Raw genomic sequence first — 15,581 nt, 5'->3', positions numbered from 1 at the left:
TAGAAAAACCAAACGATCGTTCCGGAAAAGGAAGTTTCAACGTGAAGCGACTATTCTGCTTGGCCGCGATTGCGGCTGCACTGATGGGGCAAAGTTTTACCGCACAAGCTGCTGGCGTCGAGTTTGCAGTGGGTGCCACCAGCGATTCGACGATGACTTATCGCCTGGGCATGAATTTCGATTGGGACAAGAGCTGGCTGCAAAGCGACGTCGGTCGCCTGACCGGTTACTGGAGTGGCGCCTACACCTACTGGGAAGGCGACAAGACCTCCAGCAACAACAGCCTGTCGTTCTCGCCGGTGTTTGTTTACGAGTTCGCCGGCCAGTCGGTCAAACCGTATGTCGAGGCGGGGATCGGCGTGGCGCTGTTCTCCAACACCGAGTACGAAGACAACAAGCTCGGCGGTTCTTTCCAGTTCGAAGACCGTATCGGTTTCGGCCTGCGCTTCAATGGCGGGCATGAAGTCGGGATCCGTGCGACGCACTATTCCAACGCCGGTCTGAGCAGCGACAACGATGGGGTCGAAAGCTACGCATTGCATTACACGATGCCGCTATAAGCCCCCAGAAAGTCAGCCCCGTAAAAAAGGAGCGCCTAGCGCTCCTTTTTTTATTCAGCGATACGCCGTGGCAATCCCCTGGCGTTCGTCGATGCATTCCGGTGCGCCCATTTCGAACTCGCGGCAGATCAGCGGACGCTTCTCGTAGATCGTGCACATCATCGTGTCGCGATCCAGCGCCGCGCACCAGCCGTCGTCCAGACGCAGCATCACCTCACCACCCCAATCGTCGGTATCGATAAAACGCTCGGGCACGCCGGTGTCGGTGATCAGCATTACTTCGAGCTGGCAGCAGCAGGCTGCACAGGTCGAGCAGGTGACCTCGGGCTCGGCGATTTGCCGATGGGGTATGGTTTTCATGGCGCCAGTGTACGGCAGTGGCCGATGAGCGTGTGAAAGGCCTGACAGGCGTTTAACGCGTCAGCCGTCGGGACAGTTGGTGCAGCAGCGGAAACAGCAACGCCCACAGCAGTGCGATGCCGATCAGGGTCGGTAACTCACCGAAAGGAAATTGCACACCGGCCAGTCGTCCGCCGGCGCCATAGGACAGCGCGCCACCTGTTGCGCCAAGCAGACTGGCCAGCCACCACGGCGTCGCGCTCCATTGCAGACAATGACGCAATGTCGTGGCAAATAACGCCCACAACAACATCAGCCACAGCGGAATCAGCGGCGACAGATCCTTGAACTCGAAAACCCCGAGGCCGCGCAACACGCTGTCCACCGCCGTGCCGATGATCACCACGCTGAGGATCAACCGGCCTTCCTGCGCCCAACTGCTGATCCAGCGCAAATGAATCACCAGCACCGCCAGCGCCAGCAGCAACCACAAACTGTTGCCGCCGAGTACGCAGGCCAACCAGCCGATCTGGAACAGCACCGCGTTGGCCAACCGCTCAAGCATCGAAACGGCCCAGCAAAGGCGCGGTCATCGCCGCCGGTTTGGCCAGCACCAGTTGTGCGGTGCCGATGGTGCGCTCGAGGAATCCGCCCTCGCAATAACACAGGTAGAACTCCCACAGCCTGAGGAAGTAATCGTCATAGCCCAATTCGGTCAGACGGCCGTGAGCATGGCGAAAGTTCTCGTGCCACAGACGCAGGGTGCGGGCGTAGTGAAGGCCGAAATCTTCCATGTGCAACAGGTTCATGTCGGTGTCGCGGCTGACGATCTCGAGCATTTTCTGCACGCAGGGCAGGGCGCCGCCGGGGAAAATGTAACGCTGGATGAAGTCCACCCCACGACGCGCCTGCTCGTAGCGCTGTTCGCGGATGGTGATCGCTTGCAGCAGCATCAGGCCGTTGCTCTTGAGCAAGTGCGCGCACTGTTTGAAGTAGGTCGGCAGGAAGCGGTGGCCGACTGCTTCGATCATTTCGATCGACACCAGTTTGTCGTACTGGCCGGTGAGGTCACGGTAATCCTTGAGCAGCAGCGTCACCTGATCCTGCAAGCCGAGGCGTTCGATGCGGGCGGCGGTGAAGGCGAACTGCTCCTTCGACAGCGTGGTGGTGGTGACTTTGCAGCCGTAGTGCTGCGCCGCGTAAAGCGCCATGCTGCCCCAGCCGGTGCCGATTTCCAGCAGATGGTCGCCGGGCTTGAGCGCGAGCTTCTGACAGATCCGCTCCAGTTTGTTCAGTTGCGCCTGCTCCAGGCTGTCTTCGGGGCTGAGAAACTGCGCGGCGGAATACATCATGGTCGGGTCGAGAAACTGTTCGAACAGGTCATTGCCGAGGTCGTAGTGGGCGGCGATGTTTTTCTGCGAGCCCTTGCGCGTATTGCGGTTGAGCCAGTGCAGCCCGCGCACCAGCGGGCGACCGAGTCGGGCCAGGCCACCTTCCATTCCGTCGAGCACTTCAAGGTTGCTGACGAAGACCCGCACCACCGCCGTCAGATCCGGCGAGCGCCAGTAACCATGAATGAAAGCCTCACCGGCGCCGATCGAGCCATTGCCCGCGACCAGGCCCCAGGCAGCCGGATCCATGACCTGAATTTCCCCCACCAACGCGCTACCCGGTGTGCCGAAGACGTGGCGTTCGCCGTCCTCGATGACGATCAGTTGACCCTGTTTGAGCTGCTCCAGCTGGCGCAGTACTCCCCGGCGCAGCAGCGAGCCGCTCAGGCCGTGGGGGCTGAACAGGCTGGCTTTGGCCGAGACGCTAGTGGATTTCATGGTGACGTTCCTCGGGCGGTACGGTGGCGGTTCGAAAACGGTCGTCGGCGCGCTGGTGGGCAAACACCGGCGTGCGCTTGAGCAACAGGCGTAGCGCCTGCCAATAGATCGCCAGCGCGGTCTTGGCGGTCATCCAGGGAAAGCGCCACAGGTGCCGGTGCAAGTGGTGTCGATCAAGGGGTTCACGTCGCAGGTCGAGGGTGGCGTCGAACAGTTTTTGCTCGCCTTGCCAGTCGGCCATGTGCACACCCAGGACCTGCGCGGCAGGGCTGAAGCTCATGCGGTATTCCAGGTCCGGCGGCAAGAATGGCGACACATGAAACGCCTTGGTCACGGCAAAGTGCTGGTGAAAGTCCTGCAGATTGCTGGGCGTTCGGGCCGGCAGCACGTAGTGAAAACGCTCGCGCCAAGGGGTATTGCTGACTTCGCAGAGAATCGCCGCCAGTTGCCCGTCGGCCTCGTGGCAATAGAAAAAACTCACCGGGTTGAACGACAGGCCCCAGCTGCGTGGCTGGGTCAGCAGGCAGATCGAACCTTGCGGCGCATGGCCCAGAGCTTCGCCAACCAACTGGCGCACCGCATCGCTCAGGCGCATGCCCCGGCCGGTGAAGGTTTTCAGGTAATCGGTTTCGCGAAATGAAAACGGTGCAAAGCGGCTGGCGCCCGCCAGTCGGGACAGGCCCAGCACCGCCTCCTGTTCAGCCAGATCGAGGTACAGCATGCCGATCCGGTAACGGAATTCATGACGGCGCGGGGCGAATCGCCGATGGGCGATCCAGCCACTGTAGAGTGCGCTGTTCACAGGCTTTCTCCGAAGGACGCGGCCACGCGCAAAGCGCTGACCACGCCATCCTCATGAAAACCGTTGGCCCAATAGGCGCCGCAATAATGCGTGTGCTGCTCGCCGTCGATTTCGGCCCAGCGCTGTTGCGCCGCCACCGCCGCGAGGCTGAATTGCGGGTGAGCGTAGGTGAAGCGCGCGAGCACTTTGGACGGGCTGATGCCGGCGCTCTGGTTGAGGCTGACGCAGAACGTGGTATCGCTCTGGATGCCTTGCAGAATGTTCATGTCGTAGGTCACGGCGGCCTGGGTATGACCGGCGCCGCCGAGGCGATAATTCCAGCTGGCCCAGGCCCGTTTGCGTGTGGGCAGCAGGCGGGTGTCGGTGTGCAGCACCACTTCGTTGTCGGCGTAGGGCAGGGCGCCGAGGATTTCCCGTTCGACCTTGCCGGGGTTGCCCAGCATTCGCAGGGCCTGGTCGCTGTGACAGGCCAGCACCACTTTGTCGAAACGCTCGATGCCGGCCGGGCTGTGGATAACCACGCCGTGCGCGTCGCGATCGATCCGGCCCACCGGGCAGTTCAGGCGGATGCGTTCCTTGAACGACTCCGTCAGCGGCGCAATGTAGGCGCTGGAGCCACCCTTGATGACCTGCCACTGCGGGCGATTGCTGATCGACAGCAACCCGTGGTTCTCGAAAAAGCGCACGAAGAACTGCAACGGAAAATTGAGCATCTCGGCCATCGGCATCGACCAGATCGCCGCGCCCATCGGCACGATGTAATGCAGGATGAAACGCTCGCCGTAGCCGCCGGCCTTGAAGTAATCGTCGAGGGTGGTGTCGGTGGCGATCCGCTGTTCGGCAAGGTCGCGCCGGGCTTCTTTGTTGAACCGCAGGATGTCGCGCAACATGCCCCAGAATCCGGGGGACAACAGGTTGCTGCGCTGGGCGAACAGGCTGTTCAGATTATTGCCGTTGTATTCCAGACCGGTGTCCGGATCGTTGACCGAAAAACTCATCTCGGTGGGTTTGAAGGCCACGCCCAATTGGCCGAGCAAACGAATGAAGTTCGGATACGTCCAGTCGTTGAACACGATGAAACCGGTGTCCACTGCGTAGTCGCGCCCTTCCACGGTGACCGGTACCGTGTGCGTATGACCGCCGACCCGGGCGTCGGCTTCGAACACGGTGATGTCATGTCGGCGAGCGAGCAGATACGCGCAGGTCAAACCGGCGATGCCGCTGCCTACGATGGCGATTTTCATGTTGCATCCCTGAGCGGCGGATTGCTGCGCACCATGCGTTTGCCAATCGCCAGTTGTACGCGCGCGGGCATTTTCGACAAGGGCCACAGGACCGCCATGAACAGCGCCGGAAAGGCGATCTCCAGCGGCCGGTCTTTCAGCTTGGCGAAGATATGCCGCGCGGCTTTATCCACAGGCCAGCTGAGCGGCATCGGAAAATCATTTTTGGCGGTCAGCGGCGTGTCGACGAAACCGGGGCTGATCACCGTGACTTCAATGCCTTCGTCCGCCAGGTCGATGCGCAGGGATTCGAACAGATAACGCAGCCCGGCCTTCGACGCACCATAAGCTTCGGCGCGAGGCAACGGCACATAGGTCACCGAGCTGGCCATCCCCACCAGATGCGGTGCCGTGCCTTTGCGCAACAAGGGCAGGGCGGCTTCGATGCAATAGCTGCTGGCGAGCAGGTTGGTGCGTACTACGTGTTCGATGATCGACGCGTCGAATTGACGGGCGTCGACGTATTCGCAGGTGCCCGCGTTGAGGATTACCGTATCGAGCGAGCCCCAGTCCGCAGCGATCTGTTCGCCGATCTCACGCACCGTCTGACTGTTGGTCAGATCGCCGGGCACCACCAGTACCTGTCCCGGATAACGTTGCGACAGCACTTTGAGCGGCGCGACCTGGCGGGAACTGACCGCCAGATGTGCACCGGTCTTGAGGATTTCTTCTGCCAATGCTGCACCGATGCCACTGCTGGCACCGGTCAGCCAATAACGCCGTGGAGCTGTACGACTCATCCCAATCTCCTTTTCAGCCAGGCAATCACTCGGCCCAATACGGGTAAATGTTCATAAAGCAGCGCTCCGGCATCGAAGTAATCCCGGTGGCGGTAAACCTTGTCGCTCCAGAGCAGGTGCGAGCAGCCGGCGACGCGGATCAGTTGCCCACCGCTCAGACGCGGGTGGCGGTAGCTCATGACCCAACGCAGATAGCCTTCGCCGTCGCTGATCTGGTCGAAGCCGTGGAAATCGAAGCGCAGTTCGTTGACGTTGGCGTACAACTCACTGAAGTAAGCGCGCAGGTTCGTCAGCCCCTGCACTTCGTGTAGCGGGTCGGTGAAATGAATGTCCTCGCTGTACAGCTCATCCAGGGTGCGCAAGTTGTCCTTGTTCAACTGTGCGAACCGCTGGGCGAAACCGCGCAGAAATTCACTCATCGCTCACTCCTTGAGACGCGCGTGACGGCAGGTTTTTGAACGCTGTCAGCGCCCGTTCCCGTGATGCGCTCAGATTGACGATCGGCGCCGGATAGTCCGCCACGCCGAACAACCCGCCGGCACTGGCCGGATTGTGGACTTCTTTCTTGTTCAGCCCGGCCAGTTCCGGCAACCAGTGCTTGATGAACAGGCCTTCGCTGTCGAATTTTTCCGACTGGCTGACCGGGTTGAAAATCCGGAAGTACGGCGCCGAATCGGTGCCGGTCGAGGAACTCCACTGCCAGCCGCCGTTGTTGGCGGCCAGGTCGCCGTCGATCAGGTGGCGCATGAAGAAACGCTCGCCTTCACGCCAGTCGATCAACAGGTTTTTGGTCAGAAACATCGCCACTACCATTCGCAGGCGGTTGTGCATCCAGCCGGTTTCCAGCAGTTGGCGCATGGCCGCGTCGATGATCGGCAAGCCGGTGCGGGCCTCTTGCCAGGCGGCCAGATCCTCGGGGGCGTCGCGCCAGACCAGGGCTTCGGTTTCCGGGCGGAATGCGCGATGGCGTGAAACCCGTGGGTAACCGACGAGGATGTGTTTGTAGAACTCGCGCCACAGCAGTTCGTTGATCCAGGTGACAGCCCCGACCTTGCCGCTTTCGAATTCGCCCTGATTGCTTTGCAGGGCAGCGTGCAGGCATTGGCGCGGCGAGATCACGCCAGCGGCAAGATATGCCGAGAGCTGGCTGGTGCCGGGTTTGGCCGGGAAGTCGCGTTCGCTCTTGTAGTAGTCGATCTGCGCATCGGCGAACGTGTCGAGACGGCGCCGGGCCTCGGTTTCACCGGCGGGCCACAGGGCGCGCAGGGATTCGCCGGGTGTCGGGAACCCTTCGATGGCTTCTGGAACGGGATCGCTGGCAATGTTCAGCGCTTGCTGTTTGCCCGGGGCCTGTTTAAGCGACGGCATCGAGCGGTGCAGGCGTTCGTAGCAGACCTTGCGAAACTGGCTGAACACCTGAAAGTAAGTGCCGGTTTTGGTCAGTACGCTGCCGGGTTTGAACAGCAATTGGTCGAGGTAGCTGTGGAAGGTTATGCCTGCCGCTTGCAACGCCTCGGCAACGGCCTCGTCGCGACGGCATTCGTTGATGCCGTATTCCTCGTTGACGTGCACGGCCTCGATCTTCAGTTGTCGGCACAGTTCGAGCAGCACGGCGGGTGCCTGATCCCAGTGAGGCGCGGTGCGGATCAGGAGCGGGATGTTCAGGGCACCCAGGCTTTTGCTCAACTCGCGCAAATTGCGCAGCCAGAAATCGATCTTGCACGGCGCGTCGTCATGTTCCTGCCATTGCAGCGGGCTCAACAGGTACACAGCCACGGTCGGGCCACGCTCGGCGGCGGCCGCGAGGGCGGTGTTGTCGTGTTGGCGCAGGTCGCTGCGCAGCCAGATCAATTGCATGTCGGTCTCTGTCTGAATCATTAAATCAATCCACGCTGAATGAGCACCCGATGCGCCGAAAGAGGGTCTTCGGCCAGGAGCAGATCAGCGAAATCGGAAGTCTTTGCGGACAACTCGGCGTGGTGAATGCACACCGTGGGTCCGGCAATCAGTTTTGGGCAGCTGACGCCATTCAACAGTTTCGGTAGTTGGGCAAGGCTCAGGGCTTTGCTGGAGTACAGCAGTACGCCACGGGCTTGCAGGGTATCGGTTGCCAGCGCCAGCTCTCCGGCCGGCAGCGGCCAGTCGAACACCTGCACCGGGCAGTCGGCGCTGCTGATCAGCCAGGCGCAAAGCCACAGGTGCGGCTCCAGCGGTAAATCCGACTGATTGACCAGCAGCAGCGGCGCGGTGCGCAACTGACGGTTGTTATGGTAGATGCGTGCGCCAAATTTGCTGCGTAACCAGGCAAAAAAGAACACGCGCTCCATCTGCGCGCCGAACTGGCCCTGCCAGCGCTGTTCGAGATCGCTCAGCAGCGGCAGCAACAATTGCTCGCAGAGTGTGCGTGGCGGATACAGCGCCATCGCCTGGTTGATGCTGTCGTCGAGGCTGCGCTCGTTCAGGTGAGTAACCGCCAGCAGGGCGGCCTGGCGCAGCGGATGCCATTCGTCTTCCACCGGTTCGTTTAAAGCTTGCGCAGTGTCGAGCAGCGGTTTGACCTGGCTGACCGCAACGCCCCGATTGAGCCAGGTGAGGATGTTCTGGATGCGCTGCACATGTTCGGCGCTGTAAAGACGATGGCCCTTGGGCGTGCGCTGCGGAACGATCAGCCCGTAGCGTCTTTCCCAGGCGCGCAGGGTGACGGCATTCACGCCGGTCTGGCGCGCAACTTCGCGAATCGGCAGCCAGCCTTCGTCGAGGGCTTTCTTGAAGTCGGCGCCGAGGTCTTCACGGGCGCTGGTGTCGGGTGAGTCGTTCATCAAATGGCGTTTCGCAGACTGAGGTTTTCCGGATGCGGTTGCAGGTACACCTGCTGCGCAATGTAAGGGTCCGGGTGGAGGCGAAAGTGATGCTTGAGCAGCGTCAGCGGCACTACCAGCGGCACGATGCCGTGCCGGTACTGGCCGATGATGTGCTGCACTTCCTGTTTGTCTTCGGGGGTGATGACCTGTTTCAGGTAACCACTGATGTGCTGCAGGACATTGCTGTGGGTGCGGCGGGTGGCGCATTTTTTTAGCGCCGCCATCAGTTCACTGAAATAGCGCGGGCCCAGCTCGTCCGGCGCTGTCTGGCCCATGTTGCCCAGCAGATTGCCCAGCGTCTTGTATTGCACCGGGTTGTGGGCCATCAACAGGTATTTGTAGCGCGAGTGAAATTCGGTCAGTGCACGGCGGCTCAAGCCCTGCTCGAGCACCTGCTGCCATTCGCGGTAGGCGAGCACGCGGGTGATGAAGTTTTCCCGCAGCACCGGATCGTTCAGGCGCCCGGCTTCCTCCACCGGCAGATTCGGATGCTGCGCACAGAACGCCTCGGCGTAAATGCCACGCCCGCCACCATTCACCGGTGCACCGTTGGCGTGGTAGACCTTGACGCGCTCCAGACCGCAGGAGGGCGATTGCTGCATGAAGATGTAGCCGCAGATGTCACTGAGTTCCCCCGCCATTTTCTCGCCGTAAGCGGCCAGTGGCTGGGTGACGTTAATCGACGGATTGACGGTGCCGACCGCTTCAGGCTTGGCCGGGTCGCCCACAAGTCGAATCGGCTCGCGGGGAATCCCCAGACCGATCGCTACTTCAGGACAGACGGGAACGAATTCAAAATGCTCGGCCAGGGTGCGGCTGCACAGCCGCGATTCCTTGTGTCCGCCGTTGTAGCGGACCTCGGCGCCCATCAGGCAGGCGCTGATGGCGATTTTCGGTAGGGACGTCGATGAGTCGGACATGCAGCAACCTCGAATCTAAACCTGTACAGACAAACTGATCTGTACAACATGCCTTCAGCATAGATTCATGGGTGTACAAGTCAAATTGTTTGTATAAGTTTTTTGAGGTTTTTAGCGCCAGCCCATTTTCCAGCGTGAGTCATCCTGCAGGACCTGCCAGTCGCATTGCTCGGTACGCCGGGTCAGCACCGCCTGCAATTCGATCGTCAGCACCGTACCTTCTTCGTCGCGGAACAGTTCGGTCACCAGAAAATGCTTTTCACGGTTTTGCGGGTGGGCTGCTGTCCATTTCGACAGCAGCAATTTGCGCGGATTGATGCGGTTCACTGCAGGTGTTCGTGCAAGCGTCTTGCAGCCTCCTGACCACTGAGCCACGCCCCTTCGACCCGACCCGACAGGCACCAGTCGCCACAGGCGTACAGGCCCAGATCGGCATCGGCCAGGGTGCCCCATTCATGACTGCTGGCCGGCCGGGCATAGAGCCAGCGGTGGGCGAGGCTGAAGGTCGGGGCTGGCATGGCGCTGTGCAGCAATTCGGCGAAGGCGCCGTGTAATTGTTCGATCACCGCTTCCTTGGGCAAGTCGATGTGCTGACGGCTCCAGGCGCTGGTGGCGTGCAGGACCCAGGTGTCGCACGTGGTGTCGCGTCCCGGTTTGCTGCGGTTGCGGGCCAGCCAGTCGAGGGCGCTGTCCTGGACGAAGCAGCCTTCGATCGGCGTATCCAGTGGCGTGTCGAAGGCGAGGGCGACGGCCCAGGTCGGATCCATTTTTACCCCGGCGGCGGCACCGGCGAGTTTCGGCGCGGCGGCCAGCAGGGCGGTGGCCTGAGGCGCCGGCGTGGCGATCACGACGTGGCTGAACGGCCCGTGAGTGAAGCCTTCGGCGTCCTGCAGGTGCCAGTGTTCTTCGCCGCGATAAACCTCGGTGATCCGGCAGGCGAAGTGCACTTCCAACCCGTCGAGCAGGCCTCGGGTGATGGCGCTCATGCGCGGCGTGCCGACCCAGCGGGTCTGTTCGTCCGGCGACAGGTTCAACTGCCCGCCATGAAAGGTGTAGAGCTGCGGTGCCCATTCGGCGACCCAGCCTTTGCTTTGCCAGCGCTGGACTTCGGTCACGAAGCGTCGGTCACGGGCGGTGAAATATTGCGCGCCCATGTCCAGCGAGCCGGCGTCGCTGCGCTTGCTCGACATGCGCCCGCCGCTGCCGCGGCTTTTATCGAACAACTGAACGGTATGCCCGGCATCCGTCAGGGCCTGGGCGGCGGAGAGTCCGGCGATGCCGGTGCCAATGATTGCGATAGGTACAGTCATAGGGGCCTCGTTTACCTTTCTGTACAGACTACGCCGTGGATGAAACCTGTACAATTTTGTTTTTTGGTATAACTTCCAGCGTTCTCGTTCTGACAGCTTGGCCTATGGTTAAACAATAGAGCCTGCCCGATAGAAAAGATCCCTGTTTATAAAAATAGACTAGTGATCGGGGTAAAACTCCACGCGAGGTAGAAGTCATGCACATATTGCTGACCGGCGGTACTGGATTGATCGGACGTCAGCTATGCCGGCACTGGTCCGGGCAGGGGCATCGCCTGACGGTCTGGAGTCGCCGTCCGGAAAAAGTCGCGAAAATCTGTGGCGACCAGGTGCGTGGAATCGCGCGTCTGGAGGACCTTGGCGACGAGCCGGTCGACGTGATCGTCAACCTCGCCGGCGCGCCGATTGCCGACCGGCCCTGGACCCATCGGCGCAAGGCATTGTTGTGGAGCAGCCGGATTACGCTGACCGAATCGTTACTGGCGTGGCTGGAACATCGGGGGCAGAAACCGTCGCTGCTGATCTCGGGCTCGGCCGTGGGTTGGTACGGTGATGGCGGCGAGCGCGAGTTGACCGAAGACTCGCCGCCGGTGATCGACGATTTCGCCAGCCAGTTGTGCATCGCCTGGGAGGAAACCGCGCAACGCGCCGAAGCAATGGATATTCGTGTGGTGCTGGTTCGCACCGGCCTGGTGCTGTCGGCCGAGGGCGGCTTTTTGTCGCGCCTGCTGCTGCCGTTCAAGCTCGGGCTGGGCGGGCCTTTGGGCAATGGTCGGCAGTGGATGCCGTGGATTCATATCGATGACCAAATCGCCCTGATTGATTTTCTTCTGCACCGCAATCAGGCGAGCGGTCCTTATAATGCGTGCGCGCCGAAACCTGTGCGCAATCGCGAATTCGCCAAGACGCTGGGCAGCGTGCTGCACCGCCCGGCGTTCATGCCGATGCCGGCCCTCGCGTTGAAGGTCGGGCTCGGCGAGATGTCATTGCTGTTGCTGGGTGGCCAACGGGCCACGCCGAAACGCTTGCTGGAAGCGGGATTCACTTTCCGGTTCACGGATTTACGCGCGGCCCTGGACGATCTTTCCAGCCGCCTCTGAAATAGGACGTTGCATGACCGATCACGCCTTGCTTCTGGTCAACCTGGGTTCGCCGGCCTCCACTTCGGTGGCCGACGTGCGCAGCTACCTCAATCAATTCCTGATGGACCCGTACGTGATCGACCTGCCGTGGCCGGTGCGGCGTCTGCTGGTGTCGCTGATCCTGATCAAACGCCCGGAGCAGTCAGCCCATGCCTACGCCTCGATCTGGTGGGACGAAGGTTCGCCGCTGGTGGTACTCAGTCGTCGCCTGCAACAGCAGATGAAGGCGCAGTGGACTCACGGTCCGGTTGAGCTGGCCATGCGTTACGGCGAGCCGTCGATCGAGACAAGCCTGCTGAAGCTGGTGGCGGCGGGGCATAAACGCATCACCCTCGCGCCGCTTTATCCACAGTTCGCCGACAGCACCACCACCACGGTGATTGAAGAAGCCAAGCGTGTGGTGCGTGAGAAAAAGCTCGATGTGCAGCTGTCGGTGTTGCAGCCGTTCTACGATCAGCCGGAATACCTCGACGCGCTGGTGGCGAGCGCCAAGCCGCACTTGCAGCAGGATTACGATCACCTGTTGCTGAGCTTCCACGGTTTGCCGGAACGGCATCTGACCAAGCTCGACCCGACCGGCAATCATTGCTTCAAAAATGAAGATTGCTGCAAGAACGCCTCGGCGGCCGTATTGGCGACCTGTTATCGCGCCCAATGCCTGCGCACAGCGGCGCTGTTCGCAGAACGCATGGGTTTGCCAGACGGTAAATGGTCTGTGTCGTTTCAGTCGCGACTGGGCCGGGCGAAGTGGATCGAACCCTACACCGAAGCGCGGCTGGATGAACTGGCCAAAAGCGGCGTGAAGAAGATTCTGGTGATGTGCCCGGCGTTTGTTGCCGATTGCATCGAGACCCTGGAAGAGATCGGCGATCGCGGCAAGGAACAGTTCTGCGAAGCGGGGGGAGAGGAGCTGGTGCTGGTGCCGTGCCTGAATGATGACCCGCAATGGGCGAAGGCGTTGGCAACGCTGTGTGAACGGGCGCCACTGGCCCTTTGATGATCGTCGATGATTGATTGTTCCCACGCAGAGCATGGGAACAATCAGTGTGGGGTGATCCGCGTGGGAACGATCTTGAAGCCAAGGCTTATATGAGCGGCTCATCCGCCTTCTTGTGTTTCCAGCTGTCGTTGCCCGGCAGGATCAGGTTCAGCGCAATCGCCACCACCGCGCACAGCGCGATGCCTTTGAGGCCGAAGTCGTCGGGACCGGTGCCGGTGCCGACCAGCACACCACCGATACCAAACACCAGGGTCACCGAAACGATCACCAGATTGCGCGCCTCGCCCAGGTCGATCTTGTGACGGATCAGGGTGTTCATCCCCACCGCCGCGATCGAACCGAACAGCAGGCACAGAATCCCGCCCATCACCGGCACCGGAATGCTTTGCAGCAAGGCGCCGAACTTGCCGATGAACGCCAGGGTGATGGCGAAGATCGCCGCCCAGGTCATGATTTTCGGGTTGTAGTTCTTGGTCAGCATCACTGCGCCAGTCACTTCGGCGTAGGTGGTGTTGGGCGGGCCGCCGAACAGGCCGGCTGCGGTGGTGGCGATGCCGTCACCGAGCAGGGTGCGATGCAGGCCCGGCTTCTTCAGGTAATCGCGACCGGTCACGCTGCCGACTGCAATCACGCCGCCGATGTGCTCGATGGCCGGGGCCAATGCTACCGGGACGATGAACAGGATCGCCTGCCAGTTGAATTCCGGCGCGGTGAAGTGAGGAAGTGCAAACCATGGGGCCGCCGCAATCTTCGCGGTGTCGACGACACCGAAATAGAAGGACATGGCGAAACCCACCAGCACGCCGGAAATGATCGGCACCAGGCGGAAAATGCCCTTGCCGAACACCGCCACGATCAACGTGGTCAGCAGTGCCGGCATCGAGATCATCATCGCGGTCTGGTAATGGATCAGCTCGGAACCGTCACCGGCCTTGCCCATCGCCATGTTCGCGGCAATCGGCGCCATGGCCAGGCCGATGGAGATGATCACCGGGCCAATGACGACTGGCGGCAGCAGACGGTCAATGAAGCCGGTGCCTTTGATCTTCACGGCCAGGCCGAGGAAGGTGTAGACGAAACCGGCCGCCATCACGCCGCCCATGGTCGCCGCCAGGCCGAACTGGCCCTTGGCGAGAATGATCGGGGTGATGAAAGCGAAGCTCGACGCCAGGAACACCGGCACCTGACGCCCGGTGACGATCTGGAACAGAATCGTGCCTAAACCCGCGGTAAACAGTGCCACGTTCGGGTCCAGGCCCGTGATCAGTGGCATCAGCACCAGGGCGCCGAAAGCCACGAACAGCATCTGTGCGCCGGACAGCACCGTGCGCCAGAGCGGATCGTTGAACTCTTGCTGCATGCTTACGCGTCCTTCTGCTTGGTGCCGAAGATCTTGTCACCGGCATCGCCAAGCCCAGGAATGATGTAACCGTGCTCGTTGAGTTTCTGATCGATGGACGCGGTGTAGATGATCACGTCCGGGTGGGCTTTCTCGACAGCGGCGATGCCTTCCGGCGCGGCTACCAGCACCATCGCGCGGATGTCTTTGCAACCGGCCTTCTTCAGCAGGTCGATGGTCGCAACCATGGAGCTGCCGGTGGCGAGCATCGGGTCGATGATCATCGCCAGGCGTTCGTCGATTTCCGGAACCAGTTTTTCCAGATAGGTGTGGGCCTGCAGGGTTTCTTCGTTACGGGCAACGCCGACGGCGCTGACCTTGGCGCCCGGGATCAGGCTGAGCACGCCTTCGAGCATGCCGATGCCGGCACGCAGGATCGGTACGACGGTAATCTTCTTGCCGGCGATTTTCTCGACCGACACGGTGCCGCACCAACCTTCGATGTCGTAGGTTTCCAGCGGCAAGTCTTTGGTAGCTTCATAGGTCAACAGCGCACCGACTTCCTGAGCGAGCTCGCGGAAATTCTTGGTGCTGATGTCTGCACGGCGCATAAGGCCAAGTTTGTGACGGATCAGCGGATGGCGGATCTCTTGGATGGACATGGGGAAAGGCTCCGGCGGCGGGCAAAAAAACCGGCCTAGATTAATCTATCCGAGGGTGATGTCCTATAGGACATACAGTACGTTAGTCCACAAATGCTTGATTCGGCCGTGCGGGATGCGTACCTTTGCCCGCTTTTCCGAAACAGACCCCCCTTGGAGAGCGCCATGTCCGCTGATCTCGAGCATATCCGTCAAATCATGCGAGAGGCTGACTGCCTGTACACCGAAGCTGAAGTCGAGGCTGCCATTGCCCGCGTCGGTGCACAAATCAACGAACAACTGGCCGACAGCAATCCGGTGGTGTTCTGTGTGATGAACGGTGGTCTGATCTTCTCCGGCAAACTGCTGACGCATCTGCAGTTCCCGTTGGAAGCGTCCTACCTGCACGCCACCCGTTATCGCAACGAAACCAGCGGCGGCGACCTGTTCTGGAAAGCCAAGCCTGAAGTCTCGTTCATCGACCGCGACGTGCTGATCATCGACGACATCCTCGACGAAGGTCACACCCTGGGCGCGATCATCGACTTCTGCCGTCACGCCGGCGCGCGCAAAGTGCACACCGCCGTGCTGATCGACAAGGATCACGACCGCAAGGCCCGTCCTGATCTGAAAGCCGACTTCGTCGGTCTGCCGTGCATTGACCGTTACATCTTCGGTTACGGCATGGACTACAAAGGCTACTGGCGCAACGCCAACGGGATCTTCGCCGTCAAAGGCATGTAAGAACCCCTGAAAGATCGCAGCCCCAGGCTGCGATCTTTTGCTTTTAAAGACTGCTAAAGTGCTCGGCCCCG

18 protein-coding genes are annotated in these 15,581 nt (G+C 61.0%); 4 read left to right on the top strand and 14 right to left on the bottom strand.

All coding sequences use genetic code 11. The features are described from left to right. Positions 1 to 41: 41 nt before the first annotated feature. Positions 42 to 560 (top strand): acyloxyacyl hydrolase, encoded by a 519-nt coding sequence (locus AC0R79_RS25635; RefSeq protein WP_039766327.1) that lies wholly within the window; start codon positions 42 to 44, stop codon positions 558 to 560. A 54-nt stretch (positions 561 to 614) separates the two neighbouring features. Here AC0R79_RS25635 and AC0R79_RS25630 read toward each other — a convergent pair whose 3' ends face one another. The 12 genes from AC0R79_RS25630 to AC0R79_RS25575 form a co-directional block, all read right to left on the bottom strand. After that, positions 615 to 920: a YkgJ family cysteine cluster protein gene (locus AC0R79_RS25630; protein ID WP_007951707.1), complete on the bottom strand. Its 306-nt coding sequence runs from the start codon at positions 918 to 920 to the stop codon at positions 615 to 617. A 52-nt stretch (positions 921 to 972) separates the two neighbouring features. Next, positions 973 to 1,464, bottom strand: a complete 492-nt coding sequence (locus tag AC0R79_RS25625) for a DUF2878 domain-containing protein (RefSeq protein WP_474732176.1) — start codon at positions 1,462 to 1,464, stop codon at positions 973 to 975. After that, complete coding sequence (locus AC0R79_RS25620; RefSeq protein WP_474732173.1) at positions 1,457 to 2,728, bottom strand: class I SAM-dependent methyltransferase; 1,272 nt, start codon at positions 2,726 to 2,728, stop codon at positions 1,457 to 1,459. Before AC0R79_RS25620 ends, AC0R79_RS25625 begins: the two co-directional genes overlap by 8 nt. Then, positions 2,715 to 3,530, bottom strand: a complete 816-nt coding sequence (locus tag AC0R79_RS25615) for a DUF1365 domain-containing protein (RefSeq protein WP_474732171.1) — start codon at positions 3,528 to 3,530, stop codon at positions 2,715 to 2,717. The genes AC0R79_RS25620 and AC0R79_RS25615 overlap by 14 nt, the downstream gene beginning before the upstream one ends. After that, a complete protein-coding gene (locus AC0R79_RS25610; RefSeq protein WP_474732168.1) occupies positions 3,527 to 4,774 on the bottom strand; it encodes an NAD(P)/FAD-dependent oxidoreductase in 1,248 nt (415 codons plus the stop codon). The genes AC0R79_RS25615 and AC0R79_RS25610 overlap by 4 nt, the downstream gene beginning before the upstream one ends. Further along, positions 4,771 to 5,553 (bottom strand): SDR family NAD(P)-dependent oxidoreductase, encoded by a 783-nt coding sequence (locus AC0R79_RS25605; protein WP_085606979.1) that lies wholly within the window; start codon positions 5,551 to 5,553, stop codon positions 4,771 to 4,773. Before AC0R79_RS25605 ends, AC0R79_RS25610 begins: the two co-directional genes overlap by 4 nt. Next, on the bottom strand, positions 5,550 to 5,972 hold the full coding sequence (locus AC0R79_RS25600; RefSeq protein WP_258712302.1) for a nuclear transport factor 2 family protein: 423 nt from the start codon (positions 5,970 to 5,972) through the stop codon (positions 5,550 to 5,552). Before AC0R79_RS25600 ends, AC0R79_RS25605 begins: the two co-directional genes overlap by 4 nt. Then, positions 5,965 to 7,410, bottom strand: a complete 1,446-nt coding sequence (gene phrB / locus AC0R79_RS25595) for a deoxyribodipyrimidine photo-lyase (RefSeq protein ID WP_474735190.1) — start codon at positions 7,408 to 7,410, stop codon at positions 5,965 to 5,967. The genes AC0R79_RS25600 and phrB overlap by 8 nt, the downstream gene beginning before the upstream one ends. Positions 7,411 to 7,430: 20 nt before the next feature. Continuing rightward, entirely contained in the window at positions 7,431 to 8,372 is a 942-nt protein-coding gene (locus AC0R79_RS25590) for a MerR family transcriptional regulator (RefSeq protein ID WP_127799877.1), read from the bottom strand. Beyond that, positions 8,372 to 9,334: a YbgA family protein gene (locus AC0R79_RS25585; protein ID WP_085606971.1), complete on the bottom strand. Its 963-nt coding sequence runs from the start codon at positions 9,332 to 9,334 to the stop codon at positions 8,372 to 8,374. The genes AC0R79_RS25590 and AC0R79_RS25585 overlap by 1 nt, the downstream gene beginning before the upstream one ends. Positions 9,335 to 9,445: 111 nt before the next feature. After that, complete coding sequence (locus AC0R79_RS25580; RefSeq protein ID WP_127799873.1) at positions 9,446 to 9,661, bottom strand: TIGR02450 family Trp-rich protein; 216 nt, start codon at positions 9,659 to 9,661, stop codon at positions 9,446 to 9,448. Next, positions 9,658 to 10,644, bottom strand: a complete 987-nt coding sequence (locus AC0R79_RS25575) for an NAD(P)/FAD-dependent oxidoreductase (RefSeq protein WP_007951687.1) — start codon at positions 10,642 to 10,644, stop codon at positions 9,658 to 9,660. Before AC0R79_RS25575 ends, AC0R79_RS25580 begins: the two co-directional genes overlap by 4 nt. A gap of 197 nt (positions 10,645 to 10,841) precedes the next feature. On the opposite strand from AC0R79_RS25575, the gene AC0R79_RS25570 reads away from it, so the two are divergent. After that, positions 10,842 to 11,744: a TIGR01777 family oxidoreductase gene (locus AC0R79_RS25570; RefSeq protein ID WP_127799871.1), complete on the top strand. Its 903-nt coding sequence runs from the start codon at positions 10,842 to 10,844 to the stop codon at positions 11,742 to 11,744. 13 nt (positions 11,745 to 11,757) lie between these two features. Then, entirely contained in the window at positions 11,758 to 12,783 is a 1,026-nt protein-coding gene (gene hemH / locus AC0R79_RS25565) for a ferrochelatase (RefSeq protein WP_474732161.1), read from the top strand. Between the two features lie 88 nt (positions 12,784 to 12,871). On the opposite strand, the gene AC0R79_RS25560 is transcribed toward hemH, so the two are convergent. Together AC0R79_RS25560 and upp are read right to left on the bottom strand one after the other, a co-directional pair. Then, entirely contained in the window at positions 12,872 to 14,146 is a 1,275-nt protein-coding gene (locus AC0R79_RS25560) for a uracil-xanthine permease family protein (protein WP_007951684.1), read from the bottom strand. Between the two features lie 2 nt (positions 14,147 to 14,148). Next, positions 14,149 to 14,787 carry a uracil phosphoribosyltransferase gene (gene upp, locus AC0R79_RS25555; RefSeq protein WP_007951682.1) on the bottom strand — a complete coding sequence of 213 codons (639 nt, stop codon included), beginning with the start codon at positions 14,785 to 14,787 and terminating at the stop codon, positions 14,149 to 14,151. Positions 14,788 to 14,952: 165 nt separating this feature from the next. Here upp and AC0R79_RS25550 point away from each other — a divergent pair, with 165 nt between their 5' ends. Next, positions 14,953 to 15,510 (top strand): hypoxanthine-guanine phosphoribosyltransferase, encoded by a 558-nt coding sequence (locus AC0R79_RS25550; RefSeq protein WP_007951681.1) that lies wholly within the window; start codon positions 14,953 to 14,955, stop codon positions 15,508 to 15,510. The last annotated feature ends 71 nt before the right edge of the window (positions 15,511 to 15,581 follow it).

The organism is Pseudomonas sp. HD57-3 (assembly GCF_056113135.1).
The sequence above is the reverse complement of the archived record's forward strand: the minus strand, read 5'-3'. Positions and strand labels throughout refer to the sequence as shown.

Bases quoted from the DNA above. Each gene is read 5' to 3' on its own strand.
- AC0R79_RS25585 (WP_085606971.1), bottom strand. From the start codon at position 9,334: ATGTCCGACTCATCGACGTCCCTACCGAAAATCGCCATCAGCGCCTGC.
- AC0R79_RS25590 (WP_127799877.1), bottom strand. From the start codon at position 8,372: ATGAACGACTCACCCGACACCAGCGCCCGTGAAGACCTCGGCGCCGAC.
- AC0R79_RS25560 (WP_007951684.1), bottom strand. From the start codon at position 14,146: ATGCAGCAAGAGTTCAACGATCCGCTCTGGCGCACGGTGCTGTCCGGC.
- AC0R79_RS25570 (WP_127799871.1), top strand. From the start codon at position 10,842: ATGCACATATTGCTGACCGGCGGTACTGGATTGATCGGACGTCAGCTA.
- AC0R79_RS25600 (WP_258712302.1), bottom strand. From the start codon at position 5,972: ATGAGTGAATTTCTGCGCGGTTTCGCCCAGCGGTTCGCACAGTTGAAC.
- AC0R79_RS25620 (WP_474732173.1), bottom strand. From the start codon at position 2,728: ATGAAATCCACTAGCGTCTCGGCCAAAGCCAGCCTGTTCAGCCCCCAC.
- AC0R79_RS25550 (WP_007951681.1), top strand. From the start codon at position 14,953: ATGTCCGCTGATCTCGAGCATATCCGTCAAATCATGCGAGAGGCTGAC.
- AC0R79_RS25605 (WP_085606979.1), bottom strand. From the start codon at position 5,553: ATGAGTCGTACAGCTCCACGGCGTTATTGGCTGACCGGTGCCAGCAGT.
- hemH (WP_474732161.1), top strand. From the start codon at position 11,758: ATGACCGATCACGCCTTGCTTCTGGTCAACCTGGGTTCGCCGGCCTCC.
- AC0R79_RS25610 (WP_474732168.1), bottom strand. From the start codon at position 4,774: ATGAAAATCGCCATCGTAGGCAGCGGCATCGCCGGTTTGACCTGCGCG.
- phrB (WP_474735190.1), bottom strand. From the start codon at position 7,410: ATGCAATTGATCTGGCTGCGCAGCGACCTGCGCCAACACGACAACACC.
- upp (WP_007951682.1), bottom strand. From the start codon at position 14,787: ATGTCCATCCAAGAGATCCGCCATCCGCTGATCCGTCACAAACTTGGC.
- AC0R79_RS25625 (WP_474732176.1), bottom strand. From the start codon at position 1,464: ATGCTTGAGCGGTTGGCCAACGCGGTGCTGTTCCAGATCGGCTGGTTG.
- AC0R79_RS25630 (WP_007951707.1), bottom strand. From the start codon at position 920: ATGAAAACCATACCCCATCGGCAAATCGCCGAGCCCGAGGTCACCTGC.
- AC0R79_RS25575 (WP_007951687.1), bottom strand. From the start codon at position 10,644: ATGACTGTACCTATCGCAATCATTGGCACCGGCATCGCCGGACTCTCC.